The sequence below is a fragment of the Amycolatopsis sp. lyj-109 genome (assembly GCF_046548995.1).
Taxonomy (GTDB): Bacteria; Actinomycetota; Actinomycetes; order Mycobacteriales; family Pseudonocardiaceae; genus Amycolatopsis.
On sequence record NZ_JAJPWR010000022.1, the window covers coordinates 86,563 to 103,307 of the forward strand.

Consider the following 16,745-nt stretch of genomic DNA (forward strand, 5'->3'; position numbering starts at 1 on the left):
GGTTGGCACAGCTCTCCGCGTACCCCTGCCCTGCCGCCGGAAACCACCACGACCGCACGTTTACGCCGTGATCGAACGGGTACCCGCCCGCGAGACGAAGGGAGCGGACATGCCTCAGTCGTGGAGCGGCAAGCGCGAACGCCAGTACGAGCACATCAAAGACTCGGCCGAGGACCGTGGCGCGAGCACGAAACGGGCCGAGGAGATCGCCGCCCGGACGGTGAACAAGAACCGCGCGCGGTCGGGTGAGTCCCGGCAGGCGAGCAGGACGTCTCTGCAGGACAAGTCGCCGCAGAAGCGCGGCGGCGAGCGGTCCGGCAACCGCAAGGGCCCGGGCGGTCCGACGAAGGACCAGCTCTACAACGAAGCGAAGAAGAAGAACATCGACGGCCGCTCGAAGATGACCAAGAAGGAACTCGAACAGGCGCTGGGCCGGTGACCGTTCCCGAAATCCCTGATCACGAAGTGTCAGCATTACACCGGATGGGTAATACCTCACGCATGGAAGAAACTCGAAGCGACAGCTCGTTCGGCGGCAAGCCGACCGTCGACGAGCTGCTCGACGAACTCGTCGAGCTGCGGCTCCCCGCGATGGCGGAGCAGATCCCGCTGGTCCGGATGCTCACGCACGGTGTGGTTTCACGCGCCGACTTCGGGCTGGACGCCATCGCCGACGCCAAGATGGCCGTCGACGAGGCGTGCGCGCAGCTGGTCCAACTGGCCGAACTCGGCTCGCAACTGCAGTGCCGCTTCCGCCTGGCCCCCGACGGCCTGCACGTCATCGTTTCGACCCGATCGAGCGACCCGCGGCCGCCGAGCGACCGCACCTTCGGCTGGCACGTCCTGACCACCTTGAGCCGGTCGGTGGCCGCCCACTGCGATGTGCTTCCCGGCGGAGGTGCGGGCATCGTCACGATCGAACTGGTGCTCAACCCGGGAACGAGCGCGTGAGCAGCGAGCGGAAAACCGTCCTCCACCGCCCGGACGAATATGCCCACTGCGAGCCGCTGTTCGAGGAACTGGGCGGCCTCGACCCCGGCGACCCGCGGCGGGAAGTCGTCCGCAGCCGGCTCGTCACCGAACTCCTCCCGCTGGCCGAGCACATCGCGACCCGGTTCTCCGGCCGCGGCGAGCCCCGCGAAGACCTGGTCCAGGTGGCGCGGATCGGCCTGATCAACGCCGTCGACCGGTTCGACCCCGCCCGTGGCCACGACTTCCTGTCCTTCGCGGTCCCGACGATCATGGGCGAGGTCCGCCGCCACTTCCGCGACACCGGCTGGTCCGTCCGGGTCCCGCGGCGGCTCAAGGAACTGCACCTTTCGCTGAGCCAGGGCTCGGCGGCGCTCTCGCAGCGCCTGGGCCGCGCCCCCACGCCGACCGAGCTGGCGGAGCACCTGAGCCTGGACGTCGACGAAGTCCGCGAAGGCCTCCTCGCGGGCAACGCCTACCAGGCACTTTCGGTCGACAAGCCGGTCCACGACGACGCCGAGGCGTTGTCACTGGCGGACACCATGGGAGAACCGGACCACGAGATGGCCATGGTCGAGAACCACGAGGCCCTCCAGCCTTTGTTGCAGGAACTCCCGAAGCGCGAGCGGGCCATCCTGGTGATGCGCTTCTTCGGCGGCCTGACGCAGACCCAGATCGCCGACCGCGTCGGCATCTCCCAGATGCACGTCTCCCGGCTGCTGTCCCAGACGTTGGAGCAGCTGCGCGGCAAGCTCACCGGCGAAGCCTGAGCCCCGCTCCCCTCCCGAAGCTCCCCCAGGTCTCGCTGACGGCGGATCGGGCGAGAATTCGATGTCGCGAATGACTCATTCGGGACCCCGGAGGTCCCCAATGACTCATTCGCGACGTTGCCCCCGCCGGCAGCGCGGACTCACCCGGACTCAGCTCAGCCAACCAGGCCGCGCCCCCTTCCGAACCCGCCGCCACTCCCCCGCGAACCTCTCCCGCAACTCCGCGGCACGCTCCCCATCCCGGCCATAAAGCACCCCGAACGTGAACGTGTTCTGCCCCTCACCATGCCCGGCAATCGCCAGCCGCCGCAGCACATCCCGCCCCACCACGGTGTCCTGGTGCTCCCCCAGCGTCTCCTGCACGGCCTTGACGTTCCCCCGCCACTTCCGCAGCTTCTTCCCGTACACCGGCTTCACGGTGTCGGCGGCGTAGCGAGCCCGTTTGGCCTTCTTGCGGACCTCGTGCAAAGCCTCACCCAGGTCAGCACCGGCCAACCCCCGGGTAGCCACTTCAGCGCGCCTCAGCTTCCTGGCCGCCTTCCGCAGCGGCTTGCGCAACCCGGCCTTCGCAGGCTTGCGCGCCTCCGCCGTCAACGGCGGATCCTCCAGCAAAGCGTCCAACGCGCACAGCAGCTGCAGATAGCGCTTGCCGGTCAGCGCCGCCAGCGCACCGGTCCGCCCTTCCTCGGCCTCGCGGGCGAAGTGACGCGTGAGGAACTGGCGCAGCGGCCCGAGCACCAGCTCCGAAGGAACGTCGTCGAGCTGTTCACTCAGTCGCGCCTCGGTGACTTCGCTGTCCCTGGCCGGGGACAACCGGCGGCCGAGCCATTGCAGTTCGGTCGCGAGGGAGGCGGTCTTCTTCTCGTCGACGACGGACCCGAAGGTGCGAAGCGTGCTCCGCAGCTTCCGGATCGCGACGCGCATTTGGTGCACCGCATCGTCGGCGTCCAGCCGCACCCCGACGTCCGCCCGGCGCAACCGGGCGTAGTGCTCGTGCAACGCCGCCACCACGACGTCCCCCGCGGACGGCTTCTTTCCCAGCGTGGGCGGTGCGGGGACGCGGTCGCCGATCAGGCGGCGCAGCTTCGACGGCCACGGCGACGCCGAGGCGCCCGCCTCGGTCATCGCGCGGTCGAACTCCTCGAGCAGCCCGGGTTCGGCCGCGGGGTCCAGTTCGAGCTCCAGTTCGCGCCACTCGTCGAGACGCGCGCTCGCACCGCCGGCTTCACCGGTCACGTGGTCGTCGGTCAGCGTCGCGATGGTGCGGCCGTCCGCGTCGGCGAGCCGGTGGGCGAACCGGTCGGTGCGCAGGTGGGCGATCGGCACCAGCTTCTCCCCCAGCGTGTACGCCCGCACCAGGCGCCGGAGCCGGCCGGGCACCTTGTGCGGGTCGCCGCCCAGCGGCAGCTGCAGTTCCTGCCGCTCGTCGGCCGACACCGGCAGCTTCAGGTGCCAGCCGGCGTCGGGGCCGCCGACGCGCCGCCGCAGCGTGATACCGCTGCGGGCCAGCCGGAACGTCTCCGTGTCGTAGTAGGACGCGTCGAGGACGTGCTCCACCGGGTCGTCCTGGGTTTCGACGCCGCCGACGCCGACCAGGCGGGGCACGCCGCTGCCCGCGACGATCTCGTACTTGCGTTCGCGCTCGGTCACCGGTGTCGGCGCTGCCATGGTTGGTCCTCCCTGGGGCCCGGTTGTCCTTGTGGATACCCGGACGACGCGTGACCGACACGGGATTCGGCACCGGACCGGCGGGTATCCCCTTCTGCGAACCCCGAGCCCGGACCAGGAGAGTGCATGAACGGCAAGCAACCCGCAACCGACCTGACGACCGTCCTCGCCGCCGACCACCGCGAACTCGACCGGCTCTGCACCGAGCTCGAGCTCGGCCAGGGCAGCCCGGAGAACCGCAAGGACCTCGCCGATCACCTGATCGCGGAGCTGGTCCGGCACTCCGTCGCCGAAGAGCCCTACCTCGACGACGAGGGCGACCTCGCCGAAACGGACCAGCTGATGCGGCAGCTCGAAGGCGTGGGACCGCAGGAAACGCGGTTCGAGCGCCTGCTGGGCGGGCTGATCCGCGCCGTCCGGCGGCACGTCCGCGAGGAAGGGCCCGCGGCCGTGCGCGAGATCCGGCGCACCTGCTCCCCCGAGAGACAGGCCGAACTGGGCCGGGAAGTCGTCGAAATCCGGGAATCCGCGCCGACGCTCCCGCACCCGGACCTCGCCGATCGCGTGCCGCAGGCCGACCAGCTGTGGCCGGGACCGGGGTTCGTCGACCGGGCCCGTGCCGCCCTGCGCGCCCCGGCATCGGGTTGAATGGGCAGTCGGCATCCCGATCCGGAAGACAGCACCATCAGAACAGCGAGGACCCATGAGCGTCGGCGAAGAGGAGTGGGCCCGGGAACGGGCCGGGTTCGGGCAGGACGGTGAACCGGCGCCGGGCCTCCTGGCGGCGCAGTTCGCCGACCTCACGCGAACGCTGCTCGACGCGACACCGACGGTCGGCGGGGTGCTCAAGCTCGTCGTCGGGGCCGCGATCGCGCTCGTCCCGAACGCCGACCTGGTCAGCGTCACCCTGCGGGACGCCGATGGCACCTTCCACACCCCGGTCGGGACGGACCCGATCGCCGAGCGGCTCGACCAGGTGCAGTACGACCACCGGGAAGGCCCCTGCGTGGAATCGGCCCGCCCGGACGGCCCGGCCGCCGGCTGGTCGCAGGACCTGGGCCGGGACCCGCGCTGGCCGGCGTTCGGCCCGGCCGCCGCCCGCCACGGCTACCACTCGGTGCTGGCCACCGCCCTGCTCCCGGACGCCCGTCCGCCGCGGCTGTCCGGCGCGCTCAACATCTATTCGCGCACCCCGGACGCGTTCGACGTCCGGGCGATCGACATCGCGCTGCTGCTGGCGACGCACGCGTCACTGGCGTTGGCCCACACCCAGGCCGTGGCGTCGGCCGAGCTGGAGTCGGCACACCTGCGCCGGGCGGTGGACGGCCGCGACGTCATCGGCCAGGCGAAGGGCATCCTGATGCAGCGCCGCGGCATCACCGCCGACGAGGCCTTCGACGTGCTGCGCCGCGCGTCGCAGGACCTCAACGTCAAGCTCGCCGATCTGGCGAAGACCCTCGCCTCGCGGCACACCGAAGTCGATCTGCCGGCCGCCGAAGGCTGACCGCACGCCGGGAGCGCCGCTTTCACGTGAAAGCGGCGCTCCCGGTGTGCCGGCGCGGCTGGTTACGGGGCGGAGTACGGGGACCGGTTCTCCAGCGGCGGGCTCGCGGCCGGGTACCGGCCGTCCTGACCCGGCACCGGCGTGACCGGGGCGACCGTGGTGCCCTGCTGCTCCGCCTCCAGCCGCGGCCGGGGGCCGCGCTGGACGACCGCCTCCACCTCCTGCTCACCACGGATGCGGGCCAGCGCGCCGAGGGTGATCGCGTGGGCCAGCGCGAGGATCAGCAGCAGCACGCCGATCCGCCCGACCACGCCGGGCAGGTCGCTGCCGCCCATGTCGATGGTCGAGACGAGCGCCAGCACGCCCAGCGTCGCGAGGTGGAACAGCACCGTGACCAGGCGGGTCATCGAAGCGCCCGCCGCCGGATCGCCGTAGGAGTTCTCCAGGTACCGGCGGCCGCTGCGGTAGATGATCTGCCCGTCTATCAGGACCAGCGCAACGCCGATCGCGAGGAACGACAGGTACGCGTTCGTGGTCATGCCGGACGCTCCTTCCTGGGGGACCTTGCGGGAGGAATACCCGGCAGGTCGCGCGGGGAAACGCCGCCGTCACGCGGTGCGGGGGCGAGGCGGGTGATCCCCGCCTCGCCCCCGCCGCGACAACTCACTCCGGACAGGTCAGTGCCCCGGGCGGTCCACGTCACCGCGCCAGCCGCCGGTCTCCCGGCCGCGATCCTCGATGAACTCCTTGAACCGCTTGAGATCGCCCTTCACCCGGCGGTCGAGCACGCCGAGCTTGTCGGCGACGTTCTCCGCGAAGCCCTCCGGGTCGATGTCCATCTGCGCGGTCACCCGGGTGTGCGTGTCGTCGAGTCGGTGGAAGGTGATGACGCCGGCGTGGTCCGGCCCGGAGTCCGACGTCCAGGCGACCCGCTCCTCGGGGTGCTGCTCGGTGATCGTCGCGTCGAATTCGCGCGTCACGCCGCCGAACCGCGTCACCCAGTGGGTGTGGGTGGCGTCCACCTGGCGGATTTCCTCGACGCCCTCCATGAACTTCGGGAATTCCTCGAACTGCGTCCACTGGTTGTACGCGGTCGAAACGGGGACTTCCACGTCCACGATTTCGGTGATCGTGCTCATGCACTCCTCCTCGTCGATGGTCGGTGCTCAACTCGTCGTTGAGGGCGCACAACGGCTACCCGGCGCACGAGCGGCCAAACCCGGCGCGATTGGCCCCCGGCCTCGCCGGGTACCCGGCGACCAGGCAAGGAGGTGTTCCGTGATCGAAGAAGCAAACCGGAAAGCGGCGGCCGAGCGTTCGGTCGGCGAGCTGGTGACGGATCTGACCGACGAGGTCAAGCGGCTCGTCCGGGACGAGATGCGGCTCGCGGTTTTCGAACTGCAGCGCAAGGGCAAGAAGATGGGCCTCGGCGCCGGGTTGTTCGGCGCGGCGGGCCTGTTCGCGTTCCTCGGGGCCGGCACGCTGGTCGCGGCCGCCGTGCTGGCGCTCGCGCTGGTGGTGCCCGGCTGGCTGGCGGCGGTGCTCGTCGCCGTCGCGCTGTTCGTGGTGGCCGGAATCGCGGCGCTCGTCGGCAAGAAGGAAGTGACGCAAGGGGTGCCGCCGGTGCCCGAGGAGGCGATCAGCGGCGTCCGCGAAGACGTGGCGACCGTGAAACAGGGAGTGCGGACATGAGCGGGGACTTCCCGAAGAACGCCGAGGAGGCGCGGCTCGATCGGGACACCACCCGGGAAGAGCTGACCGAGACCTTGGAGGCGCTCGGGCAGAAGCTCGACGTGAAGACCAGGGTCAGGGAGAACGTCGACGAGAAGCTCGACCAGGCGACCGCGAAGGTCGCCGACGTGACGAACGCGCCGACCGCGGTCAAGTTCCGGCAGGGCGCCGACGCCGTCCGCGCCAACCCGGTACCGGTCTTCGCCGGGGTGCTGGGCCTGCTGATCCTGATCCGCCTGATCCTGCGCCGGAGGAACTCGTGAACAAAGCGCTCTACAAGCCGCTGAGCTGGGTGGTGGGTGCGCTGGGCGGCATCCTCGCCGGCCAGGTGTTCAAGCAGGTCTGGAGCCGCGTGGCCGGCGAAGACGACGCCCCCGACGCCACCGACCGCGACTACACCTGGCGGCAGGTGGTCATCGCGGCGGCGGTGCAGGGGGCGATCTTCGGTGCCGTCAAGGCCGCCACCGAACGCGCCGGTGCCGTCGGTTACCGCAAGGCGACCGGCGACTGGCCGGGCGACGACTGACCACGCCTTTATGTCCACTGTGGACGGCGGGAGGCGGGCCGCGGAAGCGGTCACGCCTCCCGGCCGGGCTCGGGGGTCAGGCCGGCGAGAGCGGCGCCGACACGGGGGTGGATCTTCAGCGTCAGGTCGGCGCCGGTGACTTCGAGCGAACGGGCGACCGCGTGGCCGCCGAGCACGAGGGCGAGTTCGGTGCGGGCGTTCGCCCGCAGCAGCGCCCGGACTCCGGCGCAGCTCAGGAAAGCGACCCGGGACAAGTCGACGACCAGCCGCTCACCGGTGGCGAGAGCGTCGTCGAGGGTGCCGGCCGTGGCGGCGTCGATGTCGCCGACCAGGGTGATCAAGGTGATCCCGCCCGGTCGTTCGGTCGTGGTGACAGTGAGGCCGGACGGTTCGTAGATCGTGCGGAAACAGTCGTACATGGCGCTCCCTATTTCAGCGTTGCAGGGGCGCTGACCGGAGCACGTGTCTGAACAACAGCCAACCCCCTGACCGTACGCCACTGGGCGGTGAGGTCAACCCCGCGGGTTTCCCGGCTCCGACCTCGGGTAATCCGTTCGGGACGGATATCCGGCCCGGAGGGAGATCCATGCGTGTCGTGATCGTCGGTGGCGGTTTCGCCGGATACCACGCGGCGAAAAGCGTCCGGCAACGGCTCGGTCGGCACGTCGAAGTCGTCGTGCTGAACCCGACGGATTATTTCCTCTACCTGCCGTTGCTGCCCGAAGTGGCGGCCGGGATCCTGGACCCGCGGCGGGTCGCGGTTTCGATTCCCGAAACGCTGCGCGGGGTTCGTCTCGTGCTCGGCGTGGCCACCGGCGTCGACTTCGATTCCCGCCAGGTCGCCTACACCGATCCCGAGGACAACGAGCACCGGATCGGGTACGACCGGCTGGTGCTCGCCGCGGGCAGCGTCAACAAGCTCCTGCCGATCCCCGGCGTCCCCGAATACGCACACGGGTTCCGCGGTGTGCCGGAAGCGCTGTACCTGCGCGACCACATCACGCGGCAGATCGAACTGGCCGCCGCGGCGGAGGATCCGGCCGAGCGCGCCGCCCGCTGCACGTTCGTGGTGGTCGGCGCCGGCTACACCGGTACCGAGGTCGCCGCGCAGGGTCCCGCCTTCACCGACGTGCTCGCCGCGCGCCACCCCGAACTCGCCGGGCAGAAGATCCGCTGGCTGCTGCTGGACGTCGCCGAGCGGGTGCTGCCCGAGCTCGGCAAGCGGCTCGGCCGGACCGCCGACCAGGTGCTGCGCGCCCGCGGGGTCGAGGTGCTCATGAAGACTTCGGTCGACCACGCCGACGCCAAGGGCGTCACGCTGACCAACGGCCACGCCGTACCGGCCCGCACGCTCGTGTGGTGCGTCGGCGTGCGGCCGGACCCGCTGGTGGCCGAACTCGGGCTCGAAACCGCGAAGGGCCGGCTCGTGGTCACCGAGCAGCTGAACGTGCCGGGCCGCGACGACGTGTTCGCCTGCGGCGACGCGGCCGCGGTGCCCGACCTCACCCGCCCCGGCGAGTACACCGCGATGACCGCCCAGCACGCCGAGCGGCAGGGCAGGCTCGCCGGGCGCAACGTGGCGGCGTCACTCGGGCACGGCCGCACGCGCACCTACCGCCACCACGACCTCGGCTTCGTCGTCGATCTCGGGGCCGGTGCCGCCGCGGCGAACCCGCTGCACATCCCGCTGTCCGGGCGGCCCGCGAAGGCCGTGACGCGCGGTTACCACCTCATGGCGATGCCGGGCAACCGCGTGCGCACGATCGCCGACTGGGCCCTGGAGGCGCTGCTCGGCCGCCAGACCGTCCAATTGGGACTCGTCCGGTCCGGCGCCGTGCCGCTCGACACCGACAGCCCGGAACTCCCCCGTCGTTGAGCCGAAAGGAACGCCCATGCCCGCCGAACCCGAACACGTCCGCTCCGAAGGCCCGTCCGTCGTGACCGCCGGGGACCCGTCGGGCCCCAAGGTGATCGTGCTCGACCCGGCGGGTGCCGGGAAGCACGACGAGCTGCCCGCGACCTGGCGGCCGCTCGCGGAGAAGCGGGCCGTCTTCTGGGGCCGGATGCCCGCCGGCGGCGCCCTGACCGAAGCCGACGACCTGCTCGGCGACGCCGGCCCCGGCGATCCGGAGATCGCCGTGGTGGCGAGCGGTCCCTTCGCGGCGGAGGCGCTGCAGCTCGTCGAGCGGCACCCGGGCGCGGCGACACACTTGCTGCTGGTCGACCCCGCCTCGGACGCGTTCCTCGCCTCCGGCGACGCCGCTCAGGCCAACGAGGCCTGGCTGGCCGAACACGCCGACGTCGTCTCGAAGCTGCGCGAGGCCGGCACGGACGTGCGGGTGGTCGCGTCGAGTACCGAGGGCCCGCAAGACCGCGTCCCGCCGCCGCTGCCGCTCGGCCACCCCGAGGTCGTCACGGCGGTGCGCTCGGTCCTCGGCGAGAACTAGCGCAAGCCCGGCCCCAAGGTCCTGAATGACTCATTCAGGTCTTGGGAGGTCCTGAATGAGTCATTCAAGACCTCCGCACCGGCCGCGGCGAGGGCCACGAAGGCCCGCACCACCGGGGACGCCGAGCCGGCCCGCCAGGCCAGGCCCAGGTCGATCCTCGGGGGCGGGTCGTCCAGGCGCCGCAGCACCACGCCCCGGCGGCGCAGCGCCCGCGCCCGGTGTTCCGGGACCGCGGCGAGGCCGGCTCCTTCGGCGACCGCGCGCATCAGCTGCTCGTCCTCCGGTTCTTCGCGGACGATCGGCGGCAGCCCGCCCGGCCAGACCTGGCTGCTGATCGCGTCGTACTGGCCAGGACCGTTCTCCCGCGGCCAGAACACCACCGGCTCGGCGGCGATCGCGGCGCGCCGCACCCGGCCGCGGCTGCGCGCGAGCGGGTGGCCCGACGGCAGGACCAGCAGGACCTCCTCCGACCCGACCACCGCGACCTCGATCCCGGGGGCGGTGACCGGCGGCCGCACGAATCCGGCGTCGATCTCGCCCGCCGCCAGCCGCGCCAGGTTGAGGCTGGTCCAGCCCGTCTCCAGGGCGAGTTCGACGTCCGGGTACCGCGCGCGGTACGCCGCGACCAGGTCGCCTGCCTGCGGGCCGGGCGCCGACCGCGTGTAGGCGATCCGCAGCCGCCCGGCGTCGCCCCGGCCGGCCGCGGTGATCGCGCCCCGGGCCCGGTCCAGCCGGTCGAGCAGGTCGCGTGCTTCGGCGGCGGCCACGCGGCCGGCCTCGGTCAGCGCGAAGCGCGGCCCCGTGCGGTCGAGCAGCGCGACCCCCAGGTCCGCCTCGAAGGCGCGGATCTGCTGGCTCAGCGACGGCTGGGACACGAACAGCCGAGCGGCCGCCTTCGTGAAGTGCAGCTCCTCGGCGAGCACGGCGAAGTAGTGCCATCGGCGCAGGTCCACCCGGTGATTATAGGGCGTTCCTATGATCTGATCAGGACGAAGTCTTGGACCGTTCACCCCCGCCGCTGCTGTCCTGGATCCCGTGACCACCACCAGCGCGCCCCTGACCCGCACCGACCGCAAGCTGCTGGCCATCGCCGCGGCCGCGGACCGCCGGCTCGCCGCCCCGATGGCCGGGTTCGTCGACCTCACCACCGTCCGGGAAGCCGTCGACGACCTGACGACGGCGTTCGCGCCGCTCGGGCGCGTCCAGCACACGGTCGCCGCCAAGGCGTGCGGGCTCGCGCCGCTCCTGCGGTTCCTCGGCGACCTCGGGATCGACGCCGAGGTCGCGAGCCCGGGCGAGACGGCGGTCGCCGAAGCCGCCGGCCTGCGCGGCCCGCGGCTGGTGCTCGACTCCCCCGCCAAGACGACCGCCGAGCTCGCGCACGCACTGGCCGAGGGCACCGCGGTCAACGCCGACAACTTCCAGGAGCTGGCCCGGCTCGACCGGCTGGTCGGCGCGACGCCCCCGCGTTCGGTGCTGGGTGTGCGGGTCAACCCGCAGGTCGGCGCCGGCCGGATCGGCGACACCAGCACCGCCACGGCGGTGTCGAAGTTCGGCATCCCGTTGCGGGACCACGGAAACCGGGGGCTGCTGCTCGAATCCTTCGCGCACCGGCCGTGGCTGACCCGGCTGCACGTCCACGTCGGCTCGCAGGGCTGCCCGCCGGAGCTGATGGCCGAGGGCGTCGCCGCGGTGCACGAGCTCGCCGAGCAGATCAACGCCGAAGCCGGGTACCGGCAGGTGACCAGCCTGGATCTCGGCGGCGGGCTGCCGGTGGACTTCACTTCCGACGAGCCGGGCCCGTCCTACGCCGGCTACGTCGCGACGCTGCTGGCCCGGGTCCCGGCGCTGGCCGGCGGGCGCTACGCGTTCGTCACCGAGTTCGGCCGGTCCCTGCTGGCCAAAAGCGGCTTCCTCGTCAGCGCGGTGGAGTACACGAAGGTCGCCGGCGGCCGGCACATCGCCGTGACGCACGCGGGCGCCCAGGTGGCCGCCCGCACGGTGCTCCAGCCGGAGCACTGGCCGCTGCGGATCGGCGCGTTCGACGCGACCGGCACCCCGAAGACGGGGCGCGAGGTGGCGCAGGACATCGCCGGTCCGCTGTGTTTCGCCGGCGACCTCCTCGCCCGGCAGCGGCCGCTGCCCTTGCTGGAACCGGGCGACCTCGTCGTCGCCCACGACACCGGCGCGTACTACTTCGGCGCGCACTACGCCTACAACACGCTGCCGCGCCCGGCCGTCCACGGGTTCACCGTGTCGCCGCGCGGTGACGTCGAGTTCACGCCGCTCCGCCGCGCGCAGACCCTCGCCGAGCTGGTCGCCGACGCCGGCGGCGAATTCCTCGGAGCGCTCCCGGAAGCGTGATCACCGGCGTACGATCCCGGGCACGCCGAGGGGAGGCTGTTGTGGGGGATGATCGGGAACTGCCGCGGTTCGCTGCGCTGCCGGTGGGAATTGTCGTTGCCGTGCAAGCCGTCGTACTGACGGCGTTGTCCGGGCGGTACGGCTTCCACCGTGACGAGCTGTACTTCGTCGCCGCCGGCCGCCGGCCGGACTGGGGGTACGTCGACAACCCGCCGATCACGCCGTGGCTCGCGCGAGCGTCAACGGCGGTGTTCGGCGAGACGCCGAGCGGCCTGCGGGTGATCGCGACCCTGCTGGGCATGGCGACCGTCGTGGTCGTCGCGCTGATCGCCCGCGAGGCCGGCGGCGACCGCGGTGTCCAGCTGTTCGCCGCGATCGCGACGGCGTTGTCGTCCTACGTCCTGGTCGTGTCGCACATGCTGGCGACCAACTCCGCGGACGTGCTGCTGTGGTCGCTGATCGCGCTGTCCGGCCTGCGGCTGCTGCGCACCGGCGACGGCCGCTGGTGGCTCGCCGTCGGTGCCGCCGCGGGGCTCGGCCTGGCGAACAAGTGGCTGGTCCTGCTCTTGCTGTCCGGGCTCGGCATCGGCGTCGCCGTGGCCGGGCCGCGCCGGGTGCTGCGGACCTGGTGGCTCGCGGCCGGCGTCGGGATCGCCGCCGTCCTGGCCGCGCCGGTGGTGCTCTGGCAGGCGTCGCACGGCTGGCCGATGCTCACCGTGGCCGGCGGGATCAGCGAGGACGACGGCGCCGAGAACCGCCTCCTGTTCGTGCCGATGCAGCTGGTGCTGCTCTCGCCGGTCCTGGTGCCGGTGTGGATCGCCGGGCTGGTGCGGCCGTGGCGCGACCCCGGCCTGCGCTGGGCCCGCGCGCCGGCGATCGCCTACCCGGTGGTCTGCGCCGAGCTCCTGATCCTCGGCGGCAAGCCGTACTACTCGGTGCCGCTGCTGCTGCCGCTGGTGGCGCTGGGCGCGGAACCGGTGCTGCGGTGGCTGGGCCGGGGCGGGACGGTCCGGCGGGCGCTCGGGGGCGCGGCCGCCGCGGTGTGCGTGGCCGTGTCCGTCCTCATCGGACTCCCGGTGGTGCCGGCATCGGCGTTGAACGGCCCGCTGCTGGCGATGAACAAGGAACCGGGCGAGCAGGTCGGCTGGCCGGGCTTCGCCGGCACCGTCGCCGGTGCGTGGCAGCGGATCCCGGCCACCGAGCGCGACACCGCGGTGATCCTCGCCGGCAACTACGGCGAGGCCGGGGCGCTCGAACGGTACGGACCCGAGCACGGGCTGCCGCAGCCGTACTCGCCGCACATGTCGTACGCGGACTGGGGCCCGCCGCCGGACCGGCTGGTCGGCCCGGTCCTCCTCGTCGGGCGGATCCATCCGGGCTCGCCCGCGGCCCGGCTGATCACCGGGTGCCGCCTGGTCGCCAAGCACCACACCGCCGAGGGCGTCGACAACGAAGAGGACGGCGTCGCGCTTTCGCTGTGCACGCTGACGCGGCCGTGGTCCGAGGCGTGGCCGCAGCTGCGGCAGTACTACTGAGCGGTTCACGCCCCCGACCCCGGCCTCCGTCAGCTCCAGGCGATCTTGAACACCCAGGTGTAGCGGCCCGCCTGCCGGGCCGCGGCCGGGACGTCGATCACCAGCGCGCCGTTCTCCACGGTCCAGTGCAGGGTGCCGCGGTACCCGAGCAGCGTCACCCGGTCACCCTTGCGGATCGGGACCGGCGCGTCCACCACCACCCGGCTGCCCGGCGCGGTCAGCGAGTGGACGTAGAAGGCCTCGTTCTGCTTGACCGTGAACCGCAGGTCGCCGAGCTGCGCCATCCGCGACCAGTACGTGGTCCCGTAGATGGCTTCGCCGTTGACCTTCAGCCACGCACCCGCGTCCCGCAGGTGTTTCCGCATGACGTCCGGGATCGTGCCGTCGAAGTCCGGGCCGATGTCGAGCAGGAAGTTGCCGTTCTTGGAGACGATGTCGACGAGCGTCCGGACGACCTCCTCCGCCGTCATGTACTTCTCGTCGGGGGTCGCGCGGTTGTAGCCGTAGGAGAACGGGTCGAGGCCGCGGCTCGCCTCCCACTTCGCCACCACGGTGTTCGGGTAGGTCGTGTACTCCGGCGTCGTGAAGTCGTGGTCCGGGATGCCGCCGCGGTCGTTGTAGGTGACGTCCTTGGGGCGCTTGCGGTTCTTCGCGCGGTTGAAGTACTCGGTGAGCACGGCCCGGCTGTCGTTGACGCCGCCGATGTCGAACCACAGGACGTCGGGGTCGAACTGCGAGATCAGCTCGAGGACCTGCGGCGCCTGGTAGTCGCGGACGAAGTCCTTGCCCGCGGTGTAGCCGGTGTAGGGCAGCGGCGCGCCGGTGTAGGGGTTGCGCGGCGGGTGGCCCATCCACGGGTTGTCCGGGTTGAACCATTCCGGGAGGGAGAAGTACAGGCCGTTGCGGAGCTGCGGTGTGTACTTGCGCGAAGCAGCGAACAGTTCGGCGACGACGTTGCGCTTCGGCCCGAGCTTCACCGAGTTGCGGTCGCTGACCTTGGTGTCCCACAACGCGAAGCCGTCGTGGTGCTTGGACGTCAGGACGTAGTATTCGGCGCCCGCGTCGGCGATCAGGTTCAGCCAGCCGCGCGGGTCGAACTTCGCCGCGGTGAAGAGCGGGATGAAGTCGTCGTAGGTGAAGTTTTCGCCGTACTTCTGCCGGTGGTAGGCGTAGGTCGCGCCGTTCGGGTCCTGCTGGTTCTGCCAGTACCACTCGGCGTACTGCTGCCCCACCGGCGCCCACGCGGGCACGGCGTACACGCCCCAGTGGATGAAGATGCCGAACTTGGCGTCGGTGAACCAGTAGGGCGCGCGGTGCGTCGAGAGGGACGCGTCGGCCGGGCGGAAGTCCGGGACGCCGAGGGTGATCGGCACCTGCTGCGTGGCGAGCGTGCCGCGGCCGGCGGTGACGCGGATCTGGCCGTTCGTGGTGGTGCCGGGCGGCACGGACGCGTTCGGGGCGAGCCCGAGCCGGACCGTCGCCTGCTCCCCGGGCGCCAGCGCGCGGATGGCCGCGGGCACGGTCGTCCGGCCGCCGGGGACGTCGACGGTGACGCTCACCCGGTCGCCCGCGCCGAGCCACACGGTCCCGGCGTTGACGATGGTCGCTTCGGCGGCCTGCGGGCCGCCGTCGGTCAGCAGGTTGGCCGTCGAGCGGCCGTCCAGGACCAGCGCCGAGCGGCCCACCGCGGCCGGCTGCAGGGTGAGCGCGAAGACGTGCAGGCTGGAGACGTTCGGCGCCGGGTTCGCCGTCGTGGGCAGGGTGAGCCCGACGGCCTCGCGGGCCGGGTCGATCCAGACCTGGCCGATGGCCACGGAGACCGGGTTGTTGTCGACGACGCCGCCGGGTGCGTAGCGGAACGGCGAGACGAGCGCGCCGCTGCCGGTGTACCAGTCGGGGCCGGAGAGGGAGCCGGTGCTCGTGCCGCCGTCGGCGTAGTGCACGGTCGCCGGGCCGCCTGCCGCGCCGTAGCTGGCCGCGACCAGGAAGTAGGCGACGAAGTAGCGGCCCTTCGGCAGGTCGATCCGCTGGCCGGTGGCGGCGATGTTGTTCTTCGCGCCGGCGGCCGCGGACCCGAGCTTGAACGGGAGGCCGCCCGCGGTGACGGTCTGCCCGGCCGGCAGGTGCTCGGCCGGGAAGGTGTAGCCCGAGCCGTCGAAGTCGCCGCCGGTGGCCGAGGCGCTGTCGATGCCGTCGTTGGTGAACCAGGTGTCGAGGGTGACCGGCACGGGTGGCGGGGGCGGGACGATCGGGGTGTCGGCGCGGTCGGGGGCGGCGTCCACGGGCACGGCGGCGCCGGCGGGTGTCAGGCCGGCCGCGCCGAGCGCGACGGCACCTCCCAGGGCGATACCGAGGGCTTGACGGCGGGGGAAGGTCGGCACAAAACCTCCAGGGATCGGATGACTACGGCGGAATGACGACAGAGTTCGACCCTAGATTCGACTCCAGTAGGCCCCGGCTGTCGCTGGCGGAACTGATTCATCCGATGAATGACCCTGCTCGTTGACCCGTGTCGTGTCAAGAGGCCAACCGGACCGATCGAACTGAACCGCCCTCGTGTTCGCCGCGTATCCCTAGGTAACGAGCTGCAGCACTCGCCGCCGAACCCAGCCGCACCGAAAGGCCAGACCGATGTCCACCGTCCCGAACGCGCTGAGCCGCCGCGCGATCGCCATGCTCAAGGCGATCGCCGACGGACGCGCCGAGCTCCGCTGCAGCTGCGAACCCGACCTCCGCGTCGACGGGCTGTCGTGCTGCGACCAGACCACCGCCCACGACCTCGCCCGCGCCGGCCTGGTCAGAGCCACCCGGCTGGTCGCCCCCGGCCAGTGGGCGCCCGCCGAACTGACCGACGCCGGACACCGCGCCCTGAGCGGAATGCCCGCCGCCGCAGCCTGAGCCTCCCGCTCGGAAAGCCGTGAAGGCCACCTTCAGGAACTACAAGTTCCTGAAGGTGGCCTTCACGCTTTTCCGGGGGTGGGCGAGAAAAGCTCGGGGCTGAGCTGAACCGGGACGGGCCGGGGGCCGTGCTTGGGGTGAGGGCGTCTCGCACACGCCCTCCGGGGTCACCACGACGCAACGATCCGGGCCAGCCTCCGCCCGATCGGGACCGGGTAGCCCCGGCGAGCGGCCGTCGCGGCAACGGCCACCTCGCGCGGGCCCGTCCGGCATCCCCAGAATCCCGGACGGGCCCGCCCCATTTCTCGCGAACCCTGTCTCGCGAACCACTGT

Annotated in this window: 19 protein-coding genes; 13 read left to right on the top strand and 6 right to left on the bottom strand. The window is 72.0% G+C overall.

Going from position 1 to position 16,745, the window contains the following annotated elements; all coding sequences use genetic code 11:
- Positions 1 to 109 precede the first annotated feature (109 nt).
- The 3 genes from ACLJQF_RS37315 to ACLJQF_RS37325 all read left to right on the top strand — a co-directional run bounded on the left by ACLJQF_RS37315 (position 110) and on the right by ACLJQF_RS37325 (position 1,739).
- A complete protein-coding gene (locus ACLJQF_RS37315) occupies positions 110 to 439 on the top strand; it encodes a plasmid stabilization protein (protein ID WP_410614992.1) in 330 nt (109 codons plus the stop codon).
- A 62-nt stretch (positions 440 to 501) separates the two neighbouring features.
- Positions 502 to 951 carry an ATP-binding protein gene (locus ACLJQF_RS37320; protein ID WP_410614993.1) on the top strand — a complete coding sequence of 150 codons (450 nt, stop codon included), beginning with the start codon at positions 502 to 504 and terminating at the stop codon, positions 949 to 951.
- Entirely contained in the window at positions 948 to 1,739 is a 792-nt protein-coding gene (locus ACLJQF_RS37325) for a SigB/SigF/SigG family RNA polymerase sigma factor (RefSeq protein WP_410614994.1), read from the top strand. Before ACLJQF_RS37320 ends, ACLJQF_RS37325 begins: the two co-directional genes overlap by 4 nt.
- 150 nt (positions 1,740 to 1,889) lie before the next feature.
- Here ACLJQF_RS37325 and ACLJQF_RS37330 read toward each other — a convergent pair whose 3' ends face one another.
- Entirely contained in the window at positions 1,890 to 3,407 is a 1,518-nt protein-coding gene (locus ACLJQF_RS37330) for a CHAD domain-containing protein (protein WP_410614995.1), read from the bottom strand.
- Positions 3,408 to 3,533: 126 nt separating this feature from the next.
- On the opposite strand from ACLJQF_RS37330, the gene ACLJQF_RS37335 reads away from it, so the two are divergent.
- Both ACLJQF_RS37335 and ACLJQF_RS37340 read left to right on the top strand, forming a co-directional pair.
- Positions 3,534 to 4,055 carry a hemerythrin domain-containing protein gene (locus tag ACLJQF_RS37335; protein ID WP_410614996.1) on the top strand — a complete coding sequence of 174 codons (522 nt, stop codon included), beginning with the start codon at positions 3,534 to 3,536 and terminating at the stop codon, positions 4,053 to 4,055.
- Positions 4,056 to 4,110: 55 nt separating this feature from the next.
- Complete coding sequence (locus ACLJQF_RS37340; RefSeq protein ID WP_410614997.1) at positions 4,111 to 4,911, top strand: ANTAR domain-containing protein; 801 nt, start codon at positions 4,111 to 4,113, stop codon at positions 4,909 to 4,911.
- A gap of 62 nt (positions 4,912 to 4,973) precedes the next feature.
- Here the strand turns inward: ACLJQF_RS37340 and ACLJQF_RS37345 are convergent, their stop codons facing one another.
- Both ACLJQF_RS37345 and ACLJQF_RS37350 read right to left on the bottom strand, forming a co-directional pair.
- Positions 4,974 to 5,450, bottom strand: coding sequence for a hypothetical protein (locus ACLJQF_RS37345; RefSeq protein ID WP_410614998.1), 477 nt, complete (start codon positions 5,448 to 5,450; stop codon positions 4,974 to 4,976).
- Positions 5,451 to 5,588: 138 nt separating this feature from the next.
- A complete protein-coding gene (locus tag ACLJQF_RS37350; RefSeq protein WP_410614999.1) occupies positions 5,589 to 6,050 on the bottom strand; it encodes an SRPBCC family protein in 462 nt (153 codons plus the stop codon).
- Positions 6,051 to 6,189: 139 nt separating this feature from the next.
- On the opposite strand from ACLJQF_RS37350, the gene ACLJQF_RS37355 reads away from it, so the two are divergent.
- The 3 genes from ACLJQF_RS37355 to ACLJQF_RS37365 are packed head-to-tail and all read left to right on the top strand — an operon-like array spanning position 6,190 to position 7,168.
- Positions 6,190 to 6,603 (top strand): phage holin family protein, encoded by a 414-nt coding sequence (locus ACLJQF_RS37355; protein ID WP_410615000.1) that lies wholly within the window; start codon positions 6,190 to 6,192, stop codon positions 6,601 to 6,603.
- A complete protein-coding gene (locus tag ACLJQF_RS37360; RefSeq protein ID WP_410615001.1) occupies positions 6,600 to 6,905 on the top strand; it encodes a DUF3618 domain-containing protein in 306 nt (101 codons plus the stop codon). The genes ACLJQF_RS37355 and ACLJQF_RS37360 overlap by 4 nt, the downstream gene beginning before the upstream one ends.
- Positions 6,902 to 7,168, top strand: a complete 267-nt coding sequence (locus tag ACLJQF_RS37365; RefSeq protein WP_086853791.1) for a DUF4235 domain-containing protein — start codon at positions 6,902 to 6,904, stop codon at positions 7,166 to 7,168. The genes ACLJQF_RS37360 and ACLJQF_RS37365 overlap by 4 nt, the downstream gene beginning before the upstream one ends.
- Before the next feature lie 50 nt (positions 7,169 to 7,218).
- Here ACLJQF_RS37365 and ACLJQF_RS37370 read toward each other — a convergent pair whose 3' ends face one another.
- Entirely contained in the window at positions 7,219 to 7,587 is a 369-nt protein-coding gene (locus ACLJQF_RS37370) for an STAS domain-containing protein (protein WP_410615002.1), read from the bottom strand.
- 167 nt (positions 7,588 to 7,754) lie between these two features.
- Between ACLJQF_RS37370 and ACLJQF_RS37375 the strand changes: the two genes are divergently transcribed.
- Positions 7,755 to 9,044: an NAD(P)/FAD-dependent oxidoreductase gene (locus ACLJQF_RS37375; RefSeq protein WP_410615003.1), complete on the top strand. Its 1,290-nt coding sequence runs from the start codon at positions 7,755 to 7,757 to the stop codon at positions 9,042 to 9,044.
- A 16-nt stretch (positions 9,045 to 9,060) separates the two neighbouring features.
- Positions 9,061 to 9,615 carry a hypothetical protein gene (locus tag ACLJQF_RS37380; RefSeq protein WP_410615004.1) on the top strand — a complete coding sequence of 185 codons (555 nt, stop codon included), beginning with the start codon at positions 9,061 to 9,063 and terminating at the stop codon, positions 9,613 to 9,615.
- Here the strand turns inward: ACLJQF_RS37380 and ACLJQF_RS37385 are convergent.
- On the bottom strand, positions 9,612 to 10,568 hold the full coding sequence (locus ACLJQF_RS37385; protein ID WP_410615005.1) for a LysR family transcriptional regulator: 957 nt from the start codon (positions 10,566 to 10,568) through the stop codon (positions 9,612 to 9,614). The two genes, ACLJQF_RS37380 and ACLJQF_RS37385, sit on opposite strands and share 4 nt — an antisense overlap.
- A gap of 82 nt (positions 10,569 to 10,650) precedes the next feature.
- On the opposite strand from ACLJQF_RS37385, the gene ACLJQF_RS37390 reads away from it, so the two are divergent.
- Positions 10,651 to 11,979, top strand: a complete 1,329-nt coding sequence (locus ACLJQF_RS37390; RefSeq protein ID WP_410615006.1) for a diaminopimelate decarboxylase — start codon at positions 10,651 to 10,653, stop codon at positions 11,977 to 11,979.
- Positions 11,980 to 12,080: 101 nt separating this feature from the next.
- Positions 12,081 to 13,514 carry an ArnT family glycosyltransferase gene (locus ACLJQF_RS37395; protein WP_410615007.1) on the top strand — a complete coding sequence of 478 codons (1,434 nt, stop codon included), beginning with the start codon at positions 12,081 to 12,083 and terminating at the stop codon, positions 13,512 to 13,514.
- A gap of 29 nt (positions 13,515 to 13,543) precedes the next feature.
- On the opposite strand, the gene ACLJQF_RS37400 is transcribed toward ACLJQF_RS37395, so the two are convergent.
- Positions 13,544 to 15,895, bottom strand: a complete 2,352-nt coding sequence (locus ACLJQF_RS37400; protein WP_410615008.1) for an alpha-L-fucosidase — start codon at positions 15,893 to 15,895, stop codon at positions 13,544 to 13,546.
- Positions 15,896 to 16,145: 250 nt separating this feature from the next.
- Here ACLJQF_RS37400 and ACLJQF_RS37405 point away from each other — a divergent pair, with 250 nt between their 5' ends.
- Complete coding sequence (locus ACLJQF_RS37405) at positions 16,146 to 16,412, top strand: hypothetical protein (RefSeq protein WP_410615009.1); 267 nt, start codon at positions 16,146 to 16,148, stop codon at positions 16,410 to 16,412.
- The last annotated feature ends 333 nt before the right edge of the window (positions 16,413 to 16,745 follow it).